The sequence below is a fragment of the Rhizobium sp. 1399 genome (assembly GCF_031455475.1).
Classification (GTDB): Bacteria; Pseudomonadota; Alphaproteobacteria; order Rhizobiales; family Rhizobiaceae; genus Rhizobium.
The window spans coordinates 153,763-176,050 of record NZ_JAVDSU010000008.1 but is presented as its reverse complement, the minus strand read 5'-3'; the positions used below and the strand labels follow the sequence as shown (position 1 = coordinate 176,050).

19 protein-coding genes are annotated in these 22,288 nt (G+C 60.5%); 9 read left to right on the top strand and 10 right to left on the bottom strand.

Annotation, left to right across the window (positions count from 1 at the left end):
• Positions 1 to 2: 2 nt before the first annotated feature.
• The 3 genes from J2X71_RS24105 to J2X71_RS24095 form a co-directional block, all read right to left on the bottom strand.
• Positions 3 to 989 carry an ABC transporter permease gene (locus J2X71_RS24105; RefSeq protein WP_007815090.1) on the bottom strand — a complete coding sequence of 329 codons (987 nt, stop codon included), beginning with the start codon at positions 987 to 989 and terminating at the stop codon, positions 3 to 5.
• A 107-nt stretch (positions 990 to 1,096) separates the two neighbouring features.
• Entirely contained in the window at positions 1,097 to 3,205 is a 2,109-nt protein-coding gene (locus tag J2X71_RS24100) for a family 10 glycosylhydrolase (protein ID WP_310385928.1), read from the bottom strand.
• Between the two features lie 86 nt (positions 3,206 to 3,291).
• Positions 3,292 to 5,217, bottom strand: a complete 1,926-nt coding sequence (locus J2X71_RS24095; RefSeq protein WP_310385926.1) for an ABC transporter substrate-binding protein — start codon at positions 5,215 to 5,217, stop codon at positions 3,292 to 3,294.
• Between the two features lie 186 nt (positions 5,218 to 5,403).
• Here J2X71_RS24095 and J2X71_RS24090 point away from each other — a divergent pair, with 186 nt between their 5' ends.
• A complete protein-coding gene (locus J2X71_RS24090; protein WP_310385924.1) occupies positions 5,404 to 6,459 on the top strand; it encodes a LacI family DNA-binding transcriptional regulator in 1,056 nt (351 codons plus the stop codon).
• Positions 6,460 to 6,497: 38 nt separating this feature from the next.
• On the opposite strand, the gene J2X71_RS24085 is transcribed toward J2X71_RS24090, so the two are convergent.
• Positions 6,498 to 7,265 (bottom strand): TIM barrel protein, encoded by a 768-nt coding sequence (locus tag J2X71_RS24085; protein WP_310385922.1) that lies wholly within the window; start codon positions 7,263 to 7,265, stop codon positions 6,498 to 6,500.
• A 163-nt stretch (positions 7,266 to 7,428) separates the two neighbouring features.
• On the opposite strand from J2X71_RS24085, the gene J2X71_RS24080 reads away from it, so the two are divergent.
• Positions 7,429 to 8,217 (top strand): SDR family oxidoreductase, encoded by a 789-nt coding sequence (locus J2X71_RS24080; protein ID WP_310385920.1) that lies wholly within the window; start codon positions 7,429 to 7,431, stop codon positions 8,215 to 8,217.
• A gap of 207 nt (positions 8,218 to 8,424) precedes the next feature.
• The gene (locus J2X71_RS24075; protein ID WP_113319555.1) at positions 8,425 to 8,886 is read left to right on the top strand and encodes an Rrf2 family transcriptional regulator; all 462 of its coding nucleotides are present in this window, start codon (positions 8,425 to 8,427) and stop codon (positions 8,884 to 8,886) included.
• A gap of 56 nt (positions 8,887 to 8,942) precedes the next feature.
• Here the strand turns inward: J2X71_RS24075 and J2X71_RS24070 are convergent, their stop codons facing one another.
• Positions 8,943 to 10,067 (bottom strand): acyl-CoA dehydrogenase family protein, encoded by a 1,125-nt coding sequence (locus tag J2X71_RS24070; RefSeq protein WP_310385917.1) that lies wholly within the window; start codon positions 10,065 to 10,067, stop codon positions 8,943 to 8,945.
• Between the two features lie 162 nt (positions 10,068 to 10,229).
• On the opposite strand from J2X71_RS24070, the gene J2X71_RS24065 reads away from it, so the two are divergent.
• Positions 10,230 to 11,006, top strand: a complete 777-nt coding sequence (locus J2X71_RS24065) for a metallophosphoesterase (protein ID WP_310385914.1) — start codon at positions 10,230 to 10,232, stop codon at positions 11,004 to 11,006.
• A gap of 7 nt (positions 11,007 to 11,013) precedes the next feature.
• Here the strand turns inward: J2X71_RS24065 and J2X71_RS24060 are convergent, their stop codons facing one another.
• Both J2X71_RS24060 and J2X71_RS24055 read right to left on the bottom strand, forming a co-directional pair.
• On the bottom strand, positions 11,014 to 14,193 hold the full coding sequence (locus tag J2X71_RS24060) for a multidrug efflux RND transporter permease subunit (protein WP_310385912.1): 3,180 nt from the start codon (positions 14,191 to 14,193) through the stop codon (positions 11,014 to 11,016).
• On the bottom strand, positions 14,190 to 15,365 hold the full coding sequence (locus J2X71_RS24055) for an efflux RND transporter periplasmic adaptor subunit (RefSeq protein ID WP_310385910.1): 1,176 nt from the start codon (positions 15,363 to 15,365) through the stop codon (positions 14,190 to 14,192). The genes J2X71_RS24060 and J2X71_RS24055 overlap by 4 nt, the downstream gene beginning before the upstream one ends.
• Positions 15,366 to 15,857: 492 nt before the next feature.
• On the opposite strand from J2X71_RS24055, the gene J2X71_RS24050 reads away from it, so the two are divergent.
• From J2X71_RS24050 to J2X71_RS24040, 3 genes are read left to right on the top strand one after another with little or no spacing between them, the layout of a single operon-like run.
• Positions 15,858 to 16,322, top strand: coding sequence for a MarR family transcriptional regulator (locus J2X71_RS24050; RefSeq protein ID WP_310385908.1), 465 nt, complete (start codon positions 15,858 to 15,860; stop codon positions 16,320 to 16,322).
• On the top strand, positions 16,315 to 17,538 hold the full coding sequence (locus J2X71_RS24045) for an HlyD family secretion protein (RefSeq protein ID WP_310385906.1): 1,224 nt from the start codon (positions 16,315 to 16,317) through the stop codon (positions 17,536 to 17,538). The genes J2X71_RS24050 and J2X71_RS24045 overlap by 8 nt, the downstream gene beginning before the upstream one ends.
• A 5-nt stretch (positions 17,539 to 17,543) precedes the next feature.
• Positions 17,544 to 19,085 (top strand): DHA2 family efflux MFS transporter permease subunit, encoded by a 1,542-nt coding sequence (locus tag J2X71_RS24040; protein WP_310385904.1) that lies wholly within the window; start codon positions 17,544 to 17,546, stop codon positions 19,083 to 19,085.
• A gap of 16 nt (positions 19,086 to 19,101) precedes the next feature.
• Here J2X71_RS24040 and J2X71_RS24035 read toward each other — a convergent pair whose 3' ends face one another.
• Positions 19,102 to 19,716, bottom strand: a complete 615-nt coding sequence (locus J2X71_RS24035; protein ID WP_310385902.1) for a DNA-3-methyladenine glycosylase — start codon at positions 19,714 to 19,716, stop codon at positions 19,102 to 19,104.
• A gap of 83 nt (positions 19,717 to 19,799) precedes the next feature.
• Here J2X71_RS24035 and J2X71_RS24030 point away from each other — a divergent pair, with 83 nt between their 5' ends.
• A complete protein-coding gene (locus J2X71_RS24030) occupies positions 19,800 to 20,120 on the top strand; it encodes a hypothetical protein (protein WP_310385900.1) in 321 nt (106 codons plus the stop codon).
• Here J2X71_RS24030 and J2X71_RS24025 read toward each other — a convergent pair.
• Positions 20,117 to 20,431: a hypothetical protein gene (locus J2X71_RS24025; RefSeq protein WP_310385899.1), complete on the bottom strand. Its 315-nt coding sequence runs from the start codon at positions 20,429 to 20,431 to the stop codon at positions 20,117 to 20,119. The genes J2X71_RS24030 and J2X71_RS24025 overlap by 4 nt on opposite strands.
• Before the next feature lie 19 nt (positions 20,432 to 20,450).
• A complete protein-coding gene (locus tag J2X71_RS24020) occupies positions 20,451 to 21,365 on the bottom strand; it encodes a LysR family transcriptional regulator (protein ID WP_310385897.1) in 915 nt (304 codons plus the stop codon).
• Positions 21,366 to 21,485: 120 nt separating this feature from the next.
• On the opposite strand from J2X71_RS24020, the gene J2X71_RS24015 reads away from it, so the two are divergent.
• Complete coding sequence (locus J2X71_RS24015; RefSeq protein ID WP_310385894.1) at positions 21,486 to 22,226, top strand: SDR family oxidoreductase; 741 nt, start codon at positions 21,486 to 21,488, stop codon at positions 22,224 to 22,226.
• Positions 22,227 to 22,288: the final 62 nt, after the last annotated feature.

The following is a 22,288-nucleotide window of genomic DNA, read 5'->3' as shown; positions in this document are numbered from 1 at the left end:
CCTCAATTGAACCGGATGCGCGGATCGAGCAGCGCGAGCAGCAGGTCCGACAGGAGCATGCCGACGAGGGTCAGTGCTGACAGCAGCAGGATGAAGCTGCCGGCGAGATACATGTCCTGCGAGACCAGCGCGCGGAAGAGCAGCGGACCTGCGGTCGGCAGGTTCAGGACGATCGCGGTGATCGTCACGCCGGAGACGAGATGTGGCAATACCCAGCCGATCGCCGACACGAAGGGGTTGAGCGCGATACGGACCGGATACTTGAGAATGACCTTGTATTCCGGCAGGCCCTTGGCGCGGGCGGTGATGACATAGGGCTTGTGCAGCTCGTCCGTCAGGTTGGCGCGCAGGACGCGGATGAGGGCGGCTGTGCCCGAGGCGCCGATGATGATGATCGGTATCCAGAGATGGGCGAGGAAATCGCCGACCTTGGCTAGGCTCCAGGGCGCTTCGGCAAATTCGGGCGAATTGAGACCGCCGACGCTCTGGCCGAGATAACGATAGGCGACATACATCAGCGTCAGCGCCAGGATGAAGTTCGGGACTGCCAATCCGATGAAACCGAAGAAAGTGAAAACGTGGTCGCTGATCGAATGGCGGCGCACGGCCGAATAGATGCCGATCGGCAGGGCGACGATCCAGACGAAGAGGAGGCTGAGCAGCGAGATGACCAGCGTCGAGCCCATGCGTGCCCAGATGAGGCCGGAGACGGGCTGGTTCCATTCGAAGGACCAGCCGAAATCGCCACGGCTGACAATGCCCCACATCCATTTGAGATACTGGATGTAGAAGGGGTCGTCGAAGCCGTAGATCTCTTTCAGCCGCTCGATCTGCGCAGGATCGACGGCCTGGCCGCTGTCGCTCATCGTCGCGATCATCGAGGTCAGGTAGTCACCCGGCGGCAGCTGGATGATCAGGAACGAGATCAGCGACATGCCGAACAGTGTCGGGATCATGTAGAGCACGCGCTTGAAGATGTAACCAAGCATCGGAATGTTTCTCCTCCCGTTGAGAGCGCCCGGTCAGGCGCTTCCTTCGGATCTCCATCCGCCTTCGGCCCCTCCAGGCCGAAAGCGCTCCTCCTTGTCTCAACACCTCATTTCCAGGTGAGGTGCAGCACCTCCAGCCGTTCGATGCCTGGCACCTCCACCTGTGCGCGGCCATCCTTAACGCTGAAGTTTGCGGCGCGGTCGGTAACGACGAGCCATGCCTTCGCCGCCGATTTGCCCGGGGGAATTTCCACTGAAACCGTCTGCGCCGCCAGAGTGTAATTTTCGCGTATCGGCCCCTTCATCATCATCGGGTTGGTGAGGTTGAAGAGGCTGAGCGCGACGCCTTCGGCATTCTCGCGCAACGCCATGTCGATGACGCCAGAGCCTTCGACGGTGACACGCGGGGTTTTGCCGAGTGCCCAACGCACTGCATTGCCGATCAGCCTTCCGTGGTCGACGGCGAAGACTTCCCAGAAGATCTCGCCGATATTCCAGGGAATATAGACCGTGCGGCCACCCTTGCCGGTTTCGCGGGCGATGACGCCCGCGCCTTCCGGAGCCTTGCGCGGATAGACTTCTTCCATTGGCAGATCCGGGAAATCGGGAACGTAGAGGAAGGGCGTCGTCGCATTGCCGGTGGGGTTGGCATGAATAAGACGCGTGCCGCCCATGATGCGCTCGGCACCCTCATAACCCTGATTGACCGGATGATTGCCCGACAGCGCCACATAGGTGTTCTTGACGATGCCGCGCGGGCCGGAGACGAATTTGGCGCCGAGCACATCGGAAAGGCCGAATTCGCTGCGCTTCTTGCCGAACTCATCACGAAGCGAGGTTTCGTAGGATGCGATGACGCTGCCGCCGCGGTCTACATAGGCGCGGATCGCCTCGTTCTGGGCGTCCGAGAGGCAGGAGGCGTTGGCGAGGATGACCAGCTTGAAGCGGTCGAGGTTTTCCCTGGTCAGAACCTGATCCGAGAGAAGCTCGAAGGGCAGCCGGGCCTCGACGAGGGCGTGATAGAAGCCGAGATCATGTTTCTCGGCGCTGTGGCGCTCTTCCGGCGCCCAGTGGCGGAGCGTGGTCGAGGGGTCGATGACGGCGATTTCTGCTGTCGGATGCGTGCTTTCGAGAACTGGCTCAACAGCTGCCTGAAGGGCGAAAGCATCGGCGACCGGTTCCACCCAGCGCTTGTCGGGCACGACGCCGTTGAACTTGGTGAACCAGGCATACAGGCCGTGGGCGGTGCCATCATTGATCCAAAGCTGCATTTCCTCGCCCGAGGTGACAGCATCCTTCCAGCGATATTCCTCCTCCGGGCCGATCGAGGTGATGAGCACGACCGGGCGGTCGGGGAAGGTGGCGCGGATGCGCTTGCCGTTACGGCCGGCCGACCAGCCGAGTTCCAGACCCTTGCGGCCCTGATGATCGACGACAAGGAAGGGGCAATGTTTGGCGATGACCGAGAGGTCGAATTCCATTAACGAGGCGCCACCCATGTTGGGAATGAAGCTCGCATGCGGGCGGATCGCTTTGACCGCGTCGTCCCACTGGGCGATCATGTCGGTCAGCACGCGGCGGCGCCACTGCACCCAGGCTTGCCAGGCGGGATCATCGGCATCCGGCTTCTTCGGCAGAGCATGGCCGAACATATCTTTGAAGCGGCGGGCGCTGTCTTCGCTGTAATCGACGCCGTGGCCCTGCCAGCGATTGGCGAAGACGGCATCGATATCGTATTTGCGGACGATCTCCTTCACCACCTCGGGCATGAAGACGGTGTTGTAATCACCATAGGCATTGGTGACCCAGACATCGGGATAGGCCCAGTGGCGGCGCGGTGTGCCGTCGGCATTGATCATCACCCATTCGGGATGCGCTTTTGCCGCATCGTCATGGATTGCGTGCGGGTCGACGCGGGCCATGACATGCATGTCGAGCTTGCGGGCGGCATCAACGAGCGCGCCGAAAATATCCTTGTCGCCCAGATACTTGCTGACATAGTGATAGGGTACTTCACTTGGATAGTAGGCGATGTAGCCGCCGGCGCTAAGGCATACGGCGTTGGATTTCGTGCGCTTGAAGACATCGACCCAGAAGGCCGGATCGTATTTTTCCGGGTCGTCTTCCACGAAGGTTAGCTGCGTCCAGCGCGTTGCGGTTTTGAACCAGTCCGGCGTGCGCAGCGTGTCGGTATTCTGTCTTCTGGCGTCGAGCATCGTCTCATCCAATCATTGGCAAAAGAAGGCCATGGCGCCGACCGGTAGAGCCGGCGCCCGGAATGCATCATTGCTGTCGCAGGCCATCAGACCTTGTAGAACTGCTCCGGCATGGTGGGAGCGGGCGTCGGCCAGCCGAAGGAGTTCGGCATGGTTTTGGTAATGTTCTTCATGCTGTTCTTTACGATGCCGTAGCCATCCGGCGGCTGGGATATGCCGAAGACATAGAAGTTGTCGGCGGCACCCTGCAGGATCTGCTTCATGATCTCCTGCTGTCCGGCGGCATCTGAGGTTGATTTCAGCTTGTCGTAGAGCTCAAGCTGCTTTTTAGTTTCTTCCGGTGGCTCCTCGGCACTGGCGTTGTTGCGGTCGAGATACCAAAGCTGCCAGGCCGGGGCATACATTGCATTCGAATCCGTCGGTACGTAGTAGCGCGGGTCGAGCATGGCGGCGACACCACCATTCGCACCGAACTGGTGAGCCGTCGCGTCGAAATCACGGCCCTGACGGACACGGGTTTCCCAGAGCGAACGGTCCATGGTGCGCATCTGTGCATCGATGCCGACCGCCTGGAACATGGGGATGACGAGCTGGAAGAGATCGAGGAAGACGGCGCGTGCCTGGTCGATCTCGAAGATCACCGTCAGGCGACGGCCTTTCTCGTCCAAACGGAAGTTCTGGTCGTCACGCTTCGGGATGAGCGTGTCGAGCAGGGCATTCGCCTTGTCGACATCGTAGCTCGTGAACTGCGTGGCAAGCTGCTCATTGTAGAGCGGGTCGCCCTGCTTGATCGAAGGCTGGGCAGGTGCGCCCTGGCCGACGAGCACGGCGTCGATCAGCGACTGGCGATCGAGCGCCATGGAGAGTGCCGCGCGAAAATCCTTGTTGCGGAAGAGCTTTCGCTTGGTCTCGTCATTGTGGTTCAGGTTGAAGATGAAGTTCATCACATTGGCTTCGGTGGAAGTCAGCGTGTAGAAATCATACTTGCCCTGCTCGCGCGCATCGTAGAGCACGGACTTGTTGTTCGGTGTGGCGATATACTGGTCCATCAGGTCGATTTCGCCCTGCATGACCTTGAGCAACAGCACCTGCGGATCGGCGACCATCTGGTAGACGATGCGGTCCATATAGGGGAGCTGGTTACCCTCCGTATCCACCTTCCAGTAGAAGGGGTTGCGTTCGGCAATAGCGCGTTCGGTATTCTCGCCGGGTGCAGTCGTAAACATCCAGGCATGCAGGCAGGGCTTCTTCGAGGAGTTCAGGAAGAAGGCATTGTCGTCCTGGAAGCCGGAGGCGGACTGAAAGGCGGCGATCCAGCTTTCGAAGCCGCGCTGTTTGGCAAGCTCGTCAGCCTTCGGGTTATAATCGATATGGAACTGCTCGAGATAATGTTTGGGGCAGCGCGTCGTGTGGTCACTATTGGCCCAGGCGACCTGCAACGGGAACATACCATTAGGTTTCGCGAAGATAACTTTAAACGTCTGTTCGTCGACAATTTCGAGCTTCGCCGGCTTACCAGCAGTTTTCCAGTGGCCTTGTCCGTTAACGGCGACGCGCTTGTCGGTCAGGATCGTGTCGTACCAGAATTTCACATCAGCCGTGGTGTAAGGCTGGCCGTCTGACCACTTCATGCCCTTGCGCAGGCGGATGGTATATTCTGTGGAATCCGCATTGCCGTCGAAGGCGTCGGCGACGTTCAGCGTCACTCCGGACCAGTCGGGCGTATAGCGCAGCAGCGGTTCATAGGCCTGATAGCGGAACAGCATCGACAGTGAGCCGCCGCCGACGAGGGCCATATTCCAGTCGCCACCGTGTTTGCCGACGCTTTCGACCGGCTTGATGACAAGCGGATTTTCCGGCAGCCGGTCCTTGAGGGCCGGCAACGCACCGCTTGAAACTTTGTCTTTCAGAATGTCCGCTTCCTTGAAGTCGGCGGCGAATGCCGGCAGAGCCGGCAAGATCAGAACGGCCGAAGTCCCGGCCAGAAACGCACGACGTTTCAGCTTGATCATAGGGTTCTCCTCCAAAAATCCTCAGCCCTTATTGTTGTATTTTGCTTTCGGGCTGGGATAACGAGAAGAATACATTTGGATATTGTTAGGTAAAGCGTTATGTTTTGTTAGTGCAGGAATTTGCAATTCCGGTAGGGAACGTGTAGCGAAGCGCTCCGAATGCCGGATGGAACATCGAGGTGGAGAGTGGGAAGCAGGGGGCGAGTTACCTTACAGACGATCGCGCGGGAGGTCGGCCTCTCGAAATATGCGGTGTCGCGCTCGCTAGCCGGCAAGAGCGGTGTCAGTGAGGAGACGCGTGCGCTGATCCGCGCGGCGGCCGAACGGCTGGGCTATACGCGCCCTGTCGGGCAGTCACAGACTAATGATATCGCCGTGGTCTTCCACGATCTCGATGCCGTCAACAGCGAACTTTACATGCAGGTTCAGAATGGTGTGCAGCGCGAGGCGCATAGGCTGGGCATGGCGCTGCGCATCCGCTGGACCCACAGCCCTAGCCAGCTGGAAGAACTGGCGCATTCGTGCGCCGGACTGCTGCTCGTCGGCCCGCATGACGGAGAAGCGATCGTGGCGGCGACGGCGACCGGTATCCCTGTCGTGCGTTTCGGCTGGGTCGACCCGCTGGAGCAGGCCGATCAGGTCACCGGGACCGATCATGAGGCGGGGCAGGCGGTATTGCAGTATCTCATCGAACTCGGCCATCGGTCGATCGTTTACGTCAACGGCACGCCCGGTTTCCGCGGCCGACGCGAGCGCTTCTATGGCGCGCGGGAGATCGCCGAGCGCTGCGAGGACGTCTCACTGCATGTGCTGCGATTTGATGAGCAGATCGGCTTCGGAGAAGCCTTTCGCGATCTCAAGGCAAGCGGGATCCACCCGACGGCCTTCTTCTGTGCGCATGACGGTCTAGCGCTGACTGTGGTTTCCGAGTTGCTGGGGCAGGGCTACCGCATTCCCGACGACGTTTCGGTCGTCGGTTTCGGCGATTTTTCGCCCGCCACGCAGATATCGCCGGCACTGACGACCGTGCGGATGGAAGGGCAGGAATGCGGGGCCGTAGGCCTTCGGCTTTTGCTGGAGCGCATCGAAAATCCTCGCCTGCCGGGCATGCCGGCTCGGCGCATCATGGTTGCCTCGCGCATTATCGAGCGCCGCTCTGCAGGTCCGTGCAAGGTGCCGGCGACGATCGGTCCGGCCAAGCGGGAATCGGAACCGGCTGAGTTCAGCGCTCTTGTGAAGTGATCAGATCGGCTCTGCCGGGTCGCTGTTGATGGCGACCGTCAGCCCAGGGTGGCAATCGCTGCCTTAACTGTATCCGCACCCGGTTTCGTCGGCTTGTATTCCAGACCGACAGCGCCGGTATAACCGTTTGCGAAGACCCAGTTCAGGCGATGGGACAGATCGATCGTGCCGGTGCCGGGTTCGTTGCGGCCGGGATGATCGGCGACATGGACGTGGAATACGCTGTCGATGCGGCCGGCCAGGACATCCTCGGTACGCTCGTCCATGACGGCGGAGTGATAGATGTCGTAGACGATGCCGATTTCGGAGCGGGCGATATCGTCAACGATATCCAGCCCCTCGCGGGTGGAATCGAGGAAATAGCCGATATGATCGATGCGGATATTGAGCGGCTCGACACCGAGGCGCACGCCGCTGTCCTTCAATATGTCGGAACCGGCACGCAGGGTTTCGGTCAGCGCCTTGCGCTGTTCGTCCCGCGTGAAGCCCTTGAGGTCATCGCCGGCCTGAGCGATCAGGACAGGGGCGCCGAGGCGCTTTGCAACGGCAACGGAGTCGGCGAGACCCTTCAGCCAGGTCTCGCGATTGGTGGCATCGGTGAGTGCGATCATCGGCTCGGCGACAAGGCTCGTTACCTTGAGGCCTGTTTCCTGTAATGCGGCTTCGATCGCGTCGAGATCCTTGTCCGTCCAGCGCCAAAACTCGATGGCCTTGAGGCCGGCGGCATGGGCACGGCGGATGCGATCGGTGAAATGATCGCCTTCTTCGGCAAACAGCCATTCAATGCAAGCTGAATAAAGACGCATGAAAATTCCTCCACTATGCCCGCAGGCATGCGACAGAACGCGACCTGCGGCAAGAGGGATCAGTTAGCAGCACCAATGATTTTCCGCCATGGCTTGACGGGCAGAGCCAATGCCGGAAGAGTTGGCGGAGCGGCCGGACCGCCGGCCGGATTGGGAGGATTTCATGGATCTTGGATTGAAGGGGAAGACCGCCGTCATCACGGGTGGTTCCGTCGGTATCGGGCTGGCGATCGCCGAAGGGCTGGCGGCCGAGGGTGCTAACCTCATTTTGTCTGCGCGTGGACGCGAGCGGTTGGATGCTGAAGCCGTGCGCATTGCCGAAAAATATGGTGTCAGCGCCATTGCGGTCGAAAGCGATGTGGCGACTGTCGAAGGCACTGAGGCGATCATCGCGGCGGCAGCCGAACGTGGTGGAGCGGATATTCTCATCAACAATGCCGGCACCGGCTCCAACGAGACGGTCATGGAGGCGCCCGACGAGAAGTGGCAGGCGTATTTTGATCTGCATGTGATGGCCGCCGTGCGCCTTGCCCGCGGAATTGCGCCGCAAATGAAGAAGCGCGGCGGCGGAGTGATCCTTCACAATGCCTCGATCTGTGCCGTGCAGCCGCTGTGGTACGAGCCGATCTACAATGTCACCAAGGCGGCGCTCATGATGTTTTCCAAGACGCTCTCCACAGAGCTCGTCAAGGACAAGATTCGCGTCAACTGCATCAACGCCGGCCTCATCCTGACGCCCGACTGGATCAAGACCGCCAAGCAGCTGACAGCGGAGACCGGTGGTGACTGGGAGGGCTACCTGCAGAGCGTGGCGGATGAGCATGCCTCGTCCAAACGTTTCGGCACGCCGGAGGAGCTTGCAAACTTCTTCGTCTTCCTCTGCTCCGACCGAGCGAGCTACAGTATTGGCTCCACCTATTTCGTCGATGGCGGCATGCTGAAAACGGTCTAGACGAGACTTCCGGTCTCGCATCGGTTGGCGGTGCGAGACAACCTTCTGGAGGCCTGCAAGGTTCAGGAAACTCTGAATAGCGGTTTTACGGCAACATATTGCTGATGTAGCCTATAAAAACTGGTTATTTTGTTGTCTCTTCATGGTTTTGACTCTATTTGCCTGCTATTACAGAAGCATAATGCCGCAAAGTGCAGGGCGACCCAGATGTTGACGAAAAAAGGAAAATACGGATTGAAGGCGCTGGTCGATCTGGCGCGGCTGGCGCCGGGCGAGACCGCCTTCATCAACGACATCGCGTCGCGCAACAATATTCCGAAGAAGTTTCTCGATACGATCCTGCTCGAATTGCGCAATGTCGGCATCCTGCGGTCGAAGAAGGGGCCGGGCGGCGGCTATTCGCTGTCGCGGCCTGCGTCGGAGATCCGCATTGGTCATGTCATCCGCACGCTGGATGGGCCGCTTGCACCGATCCGCTGCGCCAGCCGCACGGCTTACGAGGCCTGCGATGACTGCGCCGATCCCGAGACCTGTCAGGTGCGGCGCTCGATGACCGAAGTCCGGGACGCGATCGCTGCCATTCTCGACAACATGACGCTCGAACAGTTCGTTGTCGGCGGCGGCATCGAAACGGTCGAGGAAAAGGTCCCGGTTTCCGCCGCGAGCTGATCCGCGCTCCCCTTATTTCCGGACGCAAACCGTGGCACAGTTTTGCGGGAGTTGCTTCAACTTTCCCTGATTTTCAGAATATGCGCGCCTGCTGCGTTCAACAGCGGCTCGCGCTGGATTGCCATGTCGTGGATGCGGGCGTTGCGCCAGTGACGGTCGAGGTTGAGCGCTATGCTGCCGGTCGCGCCCCGGGCCAGTTCGAAGAGAGCATTTGCCGTGTCCAGCGCCACCTCGGTTGCCGTGAGGCAGGCGGATGAGGCGGAGAAATAGGCTTCCGCCATGGCTGCTTCGGCGGGACTTACCTGGGCGATATCCAGTTTGCGGCCTGCCTGTTCCAGCGCGCCGGTCGCGATTTCGATGCGGATGGCGCGCTCGCCGATTTTGCCAAAGAGGGCAGAGGGCTCCTTCGCCATGACGAGCAGGTCGGCAAAGGCTGCACGGGCGATACCGAGGCTGACGGCTGTCTGCAGCAGAAGGCCCAGGGATTTTTCCGTCGTGTGATCGCCGGATAGAGCGGCGGTAACGGTGTCTGCGTTCACATGCAGCTTGCCGGCAATCAGCGTTGCTGTGCCGTTCGTGCGCAGCCCGAAAGCATCCCAGTCGTCTACCGCCTGCAGTTCGTCGCTGTCACGCTGCAGATGCAACGTCACCCTGTGGCCGCCGGGATCGATCGCTGCTGCGGCGATCCAGTCGGAGAAAAGGATGGCGGCTGCCTGTTCCGCCCGGCCCGTCAGGCGAAAGCCGGAGCCCTCCGCAACGAGGCTTGCCTGATCGGAAAAACGGGTCGCAGCGAAACGGTCACCGTCCAACGCGCGGGTGAAAAGGGCGATCTTCAGCTCTTCCGAGGGCTGGTTGCGCAGCCCTTCCAGCACGCGGAAGTGAGATGTCAGCACGTTGCCGATCGAGGCATCGCTTTCGGCGACGATGGCGACGATCTCGGCGAGCAGGGCGTTGGAAATATCGAGCCCGGCATATTCAGGGGGAACGGTGATTGCTGTGAGGCCGGATTGCGAGAGCGCGTCGAGCTCGGCGTTTGGCATGAGGCGGTTGATGTCGCGCTCGCTTGCCTGCCGGCGAAATCCGGCCGCAAGCTCGCGAGCCGCGGAGATGGCCTCCTCCTCAGTCTCGATGCGGTGCGCCGGAGGACGCACATTGTCGTGCAGTTGCGATACGGTGCCCATCTGCCACTCTTTCCTGGTGCTAAAAAAGTGCGTGATTGCATCGACTTGCGTAAGGCCGCTTTTTCCACAAAAGCCCGGCCGGCGGAATTTTCTTACCAGCTTGATCGCCTTGCCGTATGCTCTACTTATGGTTAAGGGACGGCGAACTGATCAGGAATGATGATGAGTGATTCTCTTGCACGAAGCCGCGAGGGTTCGAAGGCTGGACGTCAGCAGCGCCCGCGCGTGAGCATGGATATAGCCGACATCCCCACTTATGCCATCGGCGACGTGCATGGTCGTCTCGATCTGCTGCAGAAAGCAGAAGAGGCGATCGTCCGGGATGCAGAGCATATACCGGGCACCAAACTCATCGTCATGCTTGGCGACTATATCGACCGCGGTCCACAATCGGCGCATGTCATCAGCCATATCATGGACCCGGCGCCCGAGGGTTTCGAGCGCATCTGCCTTGCCGGCAACCATGAGATCGTCATGCTCGACTATATCGACGGCTGGGCATCCTATGACGACTGGATGACCATGGGTGCCGCCGAGCTTCTGCGATCCTACGGTCTCGATCCCGATCACCTGCCGCTCGTTTTCCGTTCCGGTGCGCAGCTCGACGCCTTCATCCGCCAGTCGCTGCCGCATACCCATATCGATTTCATCCGCTCATTGCCGATCATGCTCGATACGCCCAATGTCGCCTTCGTGCATGCGGGCATCGACCCGCGCGTGCCGCTCGAAGAGCAGGCCGATGACGATCTGGCTTTCATCCGCCAGCGTTTCCTGGAAAGCCCGCTGCCACTGCCGAAGCTCATCGTCCATGGTCACACGCCCGGCGATCAGCCGGATGTGCAGCCAATGCGGCTGAACCTCGACACCCGCGCCTTCAGGAGCGGCAGGCTCTCCGTCGCCCGCTTCTGGCAGGGCCAGGTTTACCTCTTCTCCACCTGAAACCGGTTCAGGCAGCATTCTCCTCCGCATCGACCTGAGCCGGCGCTTCCGCCGGCTTTTTGCGCCAGCGGCGCAGCACGACATAAAAGACCGGCGTCAGGAACAGGCCGAAGATCGTCACACCCAACATGCCCGAGAACACAGCCGTGCCGAGCGACTGGCGCATTTCAGCACCTGGGCCGGTGGCGATGGCAAGCGGTAGAACGCCGAAGATGAAGGCGAAGGCCGTCATCAGGATCGGGCGCAGGCGAAGATGGCTTGCCTCGATTGCTGCATCCACGACGCTTTTCCCTTCTTCTTCCGCCTGTCGTGCAAACTCGACGATCAGAATGGCGTTCTTGGCCGCAAGGCCGATCAGGACGATCAGGCCGATCTGGGTGAGGACGTTGTTGTCCATTCCTCTCAGCGACACGCCGATCAACGCGGCGAGCACTGCGAGCGGAACGATGAGAATGATCGCCAGAGGCAGGATCCAGCTTTCATATTGTGCCGCGAGCGCCAGGAAGACGAAGATCACCGACAGGGCGAAGATGTAGATCGCCGTGTTGCCGGTGTGGGTTTCCTGATAGGCAAGCTCCGTCCATTCGAAGGTCGTTCCCGGCGGCAGGATCTGCGTTGCCAGGGCCTCCATCTTCTTGATGGCGTCGCCGGTCGATGTGCCGGGCGTCGGGTTGCCCTGAAGCGGCACGGAGACATACATATTGTAGCGCTGGACAAGTGCCGGGCCACTGGAATCCTGGATGTCCATCAAGGTCCCAAGTGGGACCAGCGCACCCGTTGCCGATCGGACCTTCAGGGCGAGGATGTCTTCCCTGTCCATACGGTATTGCCGGTCGGCCTGGGCACGAACCTGGTAGACGCGTCCGAATGCATTGAAATCGTTCACATAAGCGACGCCAAGGTTGATGGAAAGCGCGTTGAAGATATTGGGGATCGGCACGTTCAGGAAACGTGCCTTGTCGCGATCGATCGCAAGGAAATATTGCGGGCTTGCATCCGAGAATGTCGTGAAGACGCCGGTAAGCCCCTCGGTCGTTGCAGCAGCACCCATCATCTGGCGGGCGAGACCAAGGACGCGTGTCATGTCCGAGTTTTCAAGATCTGAAATCTGCATCTTGAAGCCGCCGGAGTTGCCGACGCCACGCACCGATGGCGGTGGGATGGCAATGATGAAGGCTTCCTGGATGCTTTGCAGCTTGCCGTAAAGCTCGCCGATGATCTTGTTTGCGGTCTCACCGCCCTCTTCACGTTCGGCAAAGGATTTGAACGGGACGAAGACGACGCCGGCATTCGAGGCATTGGTGAATGTCGCCCCGCTGAAGCCGGCAAATTGTACCGCATTGCCGACGCCGGGCACGGTGCGGGCGATATCGCCCACCTGTTTGACGACGGCATCGGTACGCGCAAGCGAGGCGCCGTCTGGCAGCTGGATGACGATGATCGCGTAACCCTGGTCCATGGTCGGGATGAAACCGGCGGGAACTTTCTGGCCCATATACCAGGTTGCTCCGAGCAGGCAGGCAAAGGCGACCAGCGAGCAGGTCAATCCTACCCAGCTGCTGACCAGATGCCGGACGATCCAGGAATAGCCGTAGCTCAGCCGATCGAATCCGCGGTTGAAGCCATTCGCAAGACCGCTTCCCAACTGGGAGAAGATATTCTTGGGCTTGTTTTCGTGATCGTGGGCCTTCAGCAATATGCCTGCGAGCGCAGGCGAGAGCGTCAGCGAGTTCAAAGCGGAAATTGCTGTGGTGACAGAGATTGTGACCGCAAACTGTTTGTAGAACTGTCCGGAAATGCCCGGAATGAAGGCTGTCGGCACGAATACCGCGATCAGCACCAGCGAGATGGCGATGACGGCGGTTCCGACTTCGTCCATCGTGACATGTGCAGCCTGTTTCGGGGTCATGCCGCGCGCCAGGTTTCGTTCGACATTTTCCACCACCACGATCGCGTCGTCGACGACGATACCAATCGCCAGCACGAGGCCGAACAAGGTGAGCATGTTGAGCGAGAAGCCGAAGGCCAGCAGGACCGCGAATGTACCGATCAGCGATACGGGGATGGCGATGATCGGAATGATCGCCGTTCGCCAGGATTGCAGGAAGACGAGAACGACGATCGCCACGAGGATCGCCGCTTCGGCGATGGTTCTATAGACCTCGGTGATCGAATCCGAGATGAATTCGGTCGTGTCGTAGACGATGCGGTACTCCAGGCCCTGCGGGAAATTCTGGGAGAGGTCCTTCATGATCCCCTGGATCTGATGGGCGGTATCCAGTGCATTGGTTCCCGGCCGGGCGAAGATGCCGAGAGCAACCGCGGGGTCATTGTTGAGATAGCTGTTTGTGACGTAATCCTGTGCGCCGAGTTCGATGCGGGCGACATCCTGCAAGCTCACAAGCCGGCCGGTGGCCGTCGATTTCACGATGACATAGCGGAACTGGCGCACATCAGAGAAGCGTCCATCCGTTCGCACCGTATATTCGAAGGCGTTCTTGCCGGTAACAGGCGGGGCGCCAATCTTGCCGCCGGATACCTGGACGTTCTGGTCTCTCAATGCGGCGACGACGTCATCGGATGTCATTCCGTAGGCGGAGAGCTTTTCCGGATCCAGCCAGATTCGCATCGAATACTGGCGCTCGCCGAAGAGCTGCACGTCGCCAACGCCGTCAAGGCGCACGAGAACGTCGCGTATGCGGTTACGGGCGTAGTTCGAAACGTAGAGCTGATCATAGCGGTGCGACGGCGACAAGAGGTGCACCACCATCATCAGATCAGGCGAGCTCTTGTCAGTGGTCACGCCAAGCCGCTGGACTTCTTCGGGAAGGCGGGGCAGGGCGATGGAAACGCGGTTCTGGACAAGAACCTGGACCTTGTCGAGATCGGTGCCGAGCTTGAACGTGATCGTCAGCGACATGGCGCCATCGGCGCTGGAGTAGGAAGACATGTAGAGCATGTCTTCGACGCCGTTGATCTGCTGCTCGAGCGGGGTCGAAACCGTGTCGGCGATCGTCTGCGGGTCGGCGCCCGGATAGGAGGTGCGCACGACGATGGTCGGCGGCGCTATCTCCGGATATTGGGATACCGGCAATTGCGTATAGGCGATGCTGCCGACGACGAGGAGAACGATCGAGATGACCGCCGCAAAGATCGGTCGGTCTACGAAGAAATGAGCAAATCTCATTGTCCGCTCTCCGCGCCGGCGGTTTCCGGCGGAGCGTCAGTCCGCTCTTTCGGCAGTTCGGTCATCTGAGGTGTGATCTTTGCGCCCGGCCGGGCGCGGATCAGGCCGTTGACGATGATCGTCTCGGTGCCGTCGAGGCCCTCGCGAATGACGCGGTAGCCGTAGAGCCGCGGTCCGGGCCTCACGGGCTTGGTCGAAACCGTGCCGTCTGCGCCAACGACATAAACGACACGCTCATTCTGGTCCGAGCCGATTGCCTCGTCGGGGACAAGAATGGCCTGATAGGTGTTGGAGGCTTCGACCTGGATGCGGCCGAACAGGCCAGGCTGCAGGATGAGATCGGGGTTGGGGAAGCGAGCACGCAGACGAATGGTGCCGCTCTCATTGTCGATCCGGTTCTCGGCGAAATCGAGTTTTCCCTTGAATGGCTTGGCATTGGGATCCGAGATCGTGACGGTTACATCCAGTCCGCCGCCGCCCTGCTGGAGATCCTTGCCCAGTTTGCGCGCCGTGTCGGCGAAATTCAGCAGCCGGCGCTCGTCGACGTCGAAATAGAAATCGATCGGGTCGAGGGAAACGATTGTCGTCAGCACGGTCTGGTCTGTCTGCACGAGGTTGCCGGCCGAGATCAGGCGGCGGTCGATGCGGCCGCTGAGCGGTGCGGTGATCTCGGTATATTCCATGTCGAGAGAAGCGCGATCGGCCGCGGCCTGCGCGCCGCGGACATTGGCCTGGGCCGAATCGAATTCGCGGCGGCGATCGTCCAGTGTCTGCGCCGACTGGCTGCCGCTCGAGGCAAGCGACTGTGCCCGCTTATACTGCGCATCGGCGAAGACGAGAGCCGATTTTGACGCTTCGAGCGCGGCATTAGCCTGACTGAGCGCGGTTACGAACGGCCGCTGATCGATGACGAAGAGCCGGTCGCCCTGTTTCACCAGAGCGCCGTCGGTGAAGTCAATTTCCTGCAGGTAGCCACCGACACGCGAGCGGACGGAGACCTCATCGACGGGTTCGAAGCGGCCGATGAACTCATCGCTATCGACCACATCGCGCACGACGGGCTTGGCAACGGTGACGGGCGGGGGAGCAGAGGCCTGCTGCGCCTGGGCCATGATGGGCAGGAAGGCCGCAAAGCAGCCGAGTGCCAGTGTCTGTCGAAGCGAATAAGCCATTCCGGTCCCCCTTGCGGACGGCCGAATGCAGCCGCCTGAACCTATGCCTGAGATAAGCTGCTCATGTCTGCCGGGACGAAAGCATGAGCCTTCGTCCTAAGTCCGAATTCTACTCATGCGCGGCTGCCAGGAAGATGACAGGTGCAAGCCAGCACCTCGAAATCAACCGGAGGGAGAAATCTGTCTCTCCGTAACCCTCTGAAGAAAGACTATAAAGGGGAGAATCCAAAAATTGCAAATGCCAATTGATTGCACCGGTTTGGGTTCCCCAGGCATCGGCTTCCCACCAGCGCGTCGCTGCCGGGTGCTGCGGAAGCAAGCTCCGGTCACGTTTCAATCTTTCGGAAAGCCATATCGAAAGCTCTGCTTAACCGTGGGCTGCGGCATTTTGGCCGCAGGTGCGGAATTTTGCGGTAGCATCCTTGTGCGGCGCACATGCTCAATATATCTACCAACATCATAAGGGTGCTTATTACTAGCCGGCGAAGGTATATGGCCAACAATCCAACACTCGGTTTTCTTCTGCACGACGTTGCCCGTCTGCTTCGCAAGCGGTTCGAGCAGCGCGCAAAGGACCTTGGGCTGACGCGGTCTCAGTGGCAGACGCTTGCCTATCTCGCCAATAATGAGGGCATCCATCAGAGCGGGCTTGCCGAAATTCTCGAAATCGAGCCGATCACGCTGGTCCGCATCCTCGACAAGCTTGCCGAGCGCGGCCTGGTCGAACGCCGCCAGCATCCGACAGACCGGCGCATCTGGCTGCTTTACATGCGCGAGGAAGCTCATCCGATTCTCGCCGAAATGCGCGAGATCGGTGACGTGACACGTGGCGAAGCATTGGAAACCATCACGCCCGAACAGCGCGACCAGCTTTTCCACATCCTATCCGTAATGAAGACGAACCTGGTGCGGGCGTGCCGGTCTCCGGTCGCCGAGAATGAGACGAAACATGGCTGACCAATCCTCCCTGCGCGTCGTGTCCGACGCAAACGCCAAGAACCCTGTCGAAGAGAAAGAAATTCCCCAACAACCGGAAACGGTGGCTGAGGCGCCTTCATCCAATTCAGCGCCCGCGGCCGCCGCGGTGGCTGCGCCTGGCGGCAACAAGGTCCGCCGCCGGCGCAGCTTCACCCGCCCCGTTCTCTTTGCCCTGCTGCCGGTGGCGCTCGTCGTCGGTGGCTACTACTACATCAATGGCGGTCAGATCATGTCGACCGACAATGCCTATATCCAGGCGGATATGGTGGGCATCACGACTGACGTTTCCGGTCTCGTCGAGCAGATCAACGTGCATGAGAACGAGCAGGTCAAGGCGGGGCAGGTGCTCTTCAGCCTGCGCTCGGATTCCTTCAAGATCGCGCTCGATGGCGCCAAGGCGCAGCTCGGGGCGCAGCGCAACCAGATCATGAACCTGAAGGCCAGCTACCAGCAGTCGCTTGCCGAGATCACACAGGCCGAAGCCGATCTGCCCTATTACCAGGATCAGTTCGACCGGCAGCAAAATCTCGTCAACAACGGCAGCGCGACACAGTCGGCCTATGACGAAGCCAAGCACAATCTCGAGGCGGCACAGCAGAAGGTTTCCGTCGCCAAGGCGGAAGCCGCAACGACGCTTGCTCAGCTCGGCGGCAATGCCGACCAGCCGGTCGAGGAAAATCCGCTCTACTTGCAGGCCAAGTCGCAGGTCGACAACGCTCAGCGCGAGCTCGATCACAGCGTTGTCAAGGCACCTTTCGACGGCATCGTGACCAACGTCAACGCGCTTCAGGTCGGCTCCTACCTCCAGGCTTCGCAGCAGGCCTTCTCGCTGGTTTCGACCTCGCATCTATGGATCGCCGCAAGCCCGAAGGAAACTGAGCTCACCTACGTCAAGCCCGGCCAGTCGGTCGATATCTACGTCGACACCTATCCGGGCGCGCTTTGGAAGGGCAAGGTCGAGAGCATCAGCCCGGCATCGGGTTCTTCCTTCTCGCTGCTGCCGGCACAGAATACGACCGGCAACTGGGTAAAGGTCGTACAGCGCATTCCGATGCGCGTCAGCATTGACGACTCTCAGGGCAAGCCGCCGCTTCGCGTCGGCATGAGCACGGTGGTCGATGTCGATACCGGCCATGCGCGCGGCCTGCCTGATTTCGTCAACAACCTTTTGGGCCACGGCAACAGCCACGAGTAACGGCCATGAGCACTGCTCCTACATCACCGGCAACCCCGGTTGCCAATCGCGGCGCGATCACGGCCTGCGTTATTCTCGCCGTCATCATGCAGGCGCTGGATACGACGATCGCCAACGTGGCGCTGCCCTATATCCAGGGCAGCGTTTCGGCCTCCGCCGACCAGATCAACTGGGTTTTAACCTCCTACATCGTCGCGGCCGCGATCATGACGCCGCCTTCGGGCTTTCTTGCTGCCAAGTTCGGCCGCAAACGTGTGTTGCTGACGGCGATTGTCGGCTTCGTTGTCGCCTCCGTGCTTTGCGGTCTGGCGCAGTCGCTGCCGCAGATCGTTGCCTTCCGCCTGCTGCAGGGCCTGTTCGGCGCCTCGCTGGTTCCGCTTTCCCAGGGCATCCTCCTCGACATCTATTCCGCCGAGGAGCGCGGCTCGGCCATGGCCCTATTCGGCGTCTCGGTCATGGTCGGGCCGGTTCTGGGTCCTGTCATCGGCGGCTGGCTGACGGACAATATCAGTTGGCGCTGGGTCTTTTACATCAACATCCCGATCGGCGCGCTCGCCTTTGCCGGCATCGTCATATTCGTCTCGGAGACGAAGAGGGATGCGCTCGCCAAGCTCGACTGGTTCGGCTTCGGAATAATGAGCCTGTTTATTGCGGCGCTGCAGCTGTTCCTCGATCGCGGCGAGCAGCTCGACTGGTTCTCCTCCGGCGAGATCATGGTCGAGGCGATCGTCTGCTCTGCGGCCTTCTATCTGCTGCTGGTGCATACGCTGACGGCGGAGAAATCCTTCGTCAATCCGCGGCTGTTCCTCGACCAGAATTTCACCGTCAGCATGATCTTCATCTTCGTGATCGGCATCACCTATCTCGCCTCACTGGCGCTGATGACGCCGTATCTGCAGACGCTGATGGGCTATCCGGTCACTACGGCGGGCATCGTCATGGGACCGCGCGGTCTCGGCACCATGCTCTGCATGTTCATCGTCGGCCGGTTGATCGGCAAGGTGGATACCCGTTGGCTGTTGCTGCTCGGTCTCGGGCTGACGGCCTGGGCGATGTACGACATGACCGGCTGGACGCCCGACGTCTCGCAGTGGACGATCGTCTCGGTCGGCTTCATCCAGGGTGCCGGCCTCGGCTTCCTCTTCGTGCCGCTGACGACGATTGCCTTTGCGACGCTGCCGGCCCAGATGCGCGGCGACGGAACCGGCCTCTATAACCTGTCGCGAAACATCGGCTCCTCTGTCGGCATTTCGATTGTCTCGGCACTGATTGTCGAGAACACGCAGAGCAACCATGAGTCGATTGCGGCCTACGTGACGCCGTTCAACCACGCCTTCAATGCGACGGCCGCACAAAGCCTCAGCCCGCTGACGGCGGTCGGCCGCGCGGCGCTCAACGACGTCATTACGCTGCAGTCGACCATCATCGCTTATATGGACGACTTCAAGCTGCTGATGCTGATGTCGCTCGCCGTCATGCCGCTGGTCCTGTTGTTGCGCAAGCCGAAGGCCGCGCCGGCCATGGACCATAGCGCCGTCATGGAATGACGTTGAAGGTTCCCATTTAGCGGAACGGCTTGCTCAGATATCGCGATCCCTGAATGCCGAAGCGCCATGGTGCTTCGGCATTTTTCGTAATGCCGATCCGCTTGCCCGAGACGATGGGCACTGGCGCGGAAGGCGAGATCGCATAGGGTGGCTGGTCGAGCGTCCGGTCGTTGATGGAGATATCGATGCCGAGCGCCTGGCAGAGCTTGCCGGGGCCGCTGCAGAGCTGGGTCAGCACATCGGTGCCGCGCCGTTCCATCATGGCCGGCAAGCCTGTTTCCGGCTCCAGCGCACGGATCAGCACCGCCGAGCCCGGCATGCAGACGAAGTTCAGGCACCAGTACATGCCGTAGATGCGGTAGATATAGACATTGCCCGGATGGCCGTACATGGCGCCATTGCGCTTCGTCGGGCCACGGAAACTGTGGGAAGCCTCGTCATCCGGATAATAGGCTTCCGTCTCGGTGATCCGCCCGCCTGTGTCGTTGACCGTCAGATGGCAGCCGAGCAGGTCGCGGGCGACCTCGATCGCATCGCGTTCGAAGAAATGGCGCAGGCTTTCCCCGGCAAGCGGGCCGGCGCCGATCGCGCCATTGATCATATCGGTCGTCATGGAGAGTGCCGATAGCATCCTCTTTGCTCATTCGCCATCCGGAACAATGATTTGCCGGCCGGCGTTTGGAACGCAAGCCAACAATCGCAAGGAAATGGATCATGGATGATCTCAAGCTCTACCGGCTGGTTCCCGCCGCCGCCCCTGACGATCCCAACTGGGATCTTGCGCCGTCCCATGGTGTGGTCGTCGTTGCTGCTCTTACACCAGGGGATGCACGCGTCGTCGCCTCCGAAGCCGAACTCGATTTTCTGGAGATCGACGGTTCGCCGGCGGAAGACAAGTCGACAAAGAACGCGAGCGCCTTCCGCAACGAAAAGCTCTATACCGTCATCGAGGAAGCGGCGCGCACTAATATCACCGAGCGTGGCGTTGTGCGCGGAGAGGTCCGCGTCGACAATATCATCTCGACACAGATCTAGTGGCCGGCATTGGGGTCGCGTATCGAAATCGACGAACTGGTAACGGAAACCGGGTCGCTCGCCGGGAAGGAATCTTCCAGGCCTTCCTGCAGCTCTTCTTCAAGGACCGCTGCATCCTTGCTGCGAGGGCCGTCACCGTGAACGGGCTCGAATGCGGAAGAAAGCAGTGCTTTCGCCCTGGCGATGGCATTTTCGTGCGTGAGATCGGGGGCGTTGCGCAGCGTGACTGCGATCCTGTCTTCACCCTCGTTGCCGAACTCGACGACGAAGCCCTCATCCGTCTGGTAAACCATGGTGTCGCTGAGTGCCATGCCTGTTCCTCCGAGAATGCTAATATGAGTGAACCGCGTTTTCGGAGTTTTGTCGAGCGAAGACCTTCACCAACCAGTCGATGAAGACGCGTACGCGCGGTGAGAGTTGGCGGTTGCGCGGATAGAGCAGCGAAACCGGCGTCTGCGTGAGTGGAAAATCGGCGAGCACTTGGACCAGGGTGCCGGCGGCGAGATCCTGTTCGGCGTGGTAACGCGGGATCTGGATCATGCCGAGCCCCATGCGAGCGGCGGAGATATAGCTTTCGGCAGCGTTGACGGTCACAGTCGCGGGGATCGTGATGTTGCGCACGCTGCCGTCGACGATGAATTCCAGGGGTAGGGGGCCGGCGCTGCCGGTCGCGCGGAAGCCGACCATGCGGTGCGCGTCGAGACTGTCGGGATGTTCGGGCTGACCGAGAGCGGCGATATAGGACGGCGAGGCGAGGGTGATCTCATCCAGCATGGCGACACGCCGGGCGACCATGTCGCTGTCCTGCGGAGTACCGACGCGCAGCACGCAGTCGATGCCCTCGCGCACCAGATCCACCAGCCGGTCGCCCTCGCTCATGTAGAACTCGATATCGGGATAAGTTTCCAGAAAGGACGGCAGACTTGGCAGCACGAAATGCCGGGCAAGCGTGCCGTGCACATCGACCCGCAGTAGCCCCTTCGGCTTGGCGCCGGCGAAAGCGCCTTCGGCATCTTCGATATCGGCGAGGATCGACAGGCAACGCTGGTAATAGGCTTCGCCATCGAGCGTCGGGCTGACATGGCGCGTCGTGCGCTGGAGCAGGCGCACGCCGAGGCGCGCTTCCAGCTGCTTGACCGCATCCGTCACCGTCGAGCGCGGCAAGCCGGTGTCTTCGGCGGCAAGCGTGAAGCTGCGGCGCTCCACGACACGGGAAAAGACCCGCATGGCATCAAATCTGTCCATTTTGTTTGTTCGCAATTTCCGGATAGTGATGCCGAATAATGGCTGATTATCCGCAACGTGAAAAGGGACATCTTCTTCTCATCGAAAGGGCGCTGCGGCGCCGAACCAAAGGAGAAGAAAATGTCTGCCAATCAAAACAAGGTCGCTCTCGTTACCGGCGCTTCCCGCGGCATCGGTGCTTCGATCGCAGAACGTCTCGCAAAGGACGGCTTCACCGTCGTTATCAACTACGCTGGCAACGCGGCGCTTGCCGAAGAACTGGCCCAGAGGATCGAGAAGGCCGGCGGCAAGGCCCTGACGGCACAGGCCGACGTTGCCGATGAGGACGCCGTGCGCCGCATGTTCGATGCTGCAGAGGCAGCCTTCGGCGGCGTCGACGTCCTCGTCAACAATGCCGGTATCATGCTGCTCTCCCGTCTTGCCGACGTGGATGATGCCACCTTCGACCGCCAGATCAGCATAAACCTCAAGGGCACTTTCAACACGTTGCGCGAAGCTGCCAAGCGACTGCGTGACGGCGGCCGGGTCATCAACTTCTCGAGCTCGGTCGTCGGCCTGAAGCCGGAAGCCTATAGCGTCTACGCCGCCACGAAGGCCGCCGTCGAGACGATGGGCGCCATCATGTCCAAGGAAATGCGCGGCCGCCAGATTACCGTCAATTCGGTCGCTCCCGGCCCGACAGGCACCGACCTCTTCCTCAACGGCAAGTCCGGCGAACTGATCGACCACCTTGCCAAGGCAAACCCGCTGGAACGTCTCGGCACGCCTGAGGATATTGCTGGTGTCGTTGCCTTCCTCGCCGGCCCTGATGGTGCCTGGGTCAACGGTCAGGTGCTGCGTGCCAATGGCGGCATGGTCTGACGCAAACTCGTGGCGGTGTCGCGCCGCCTCACTCTTCCCCGCATTTTCTCAACCGCCCCACT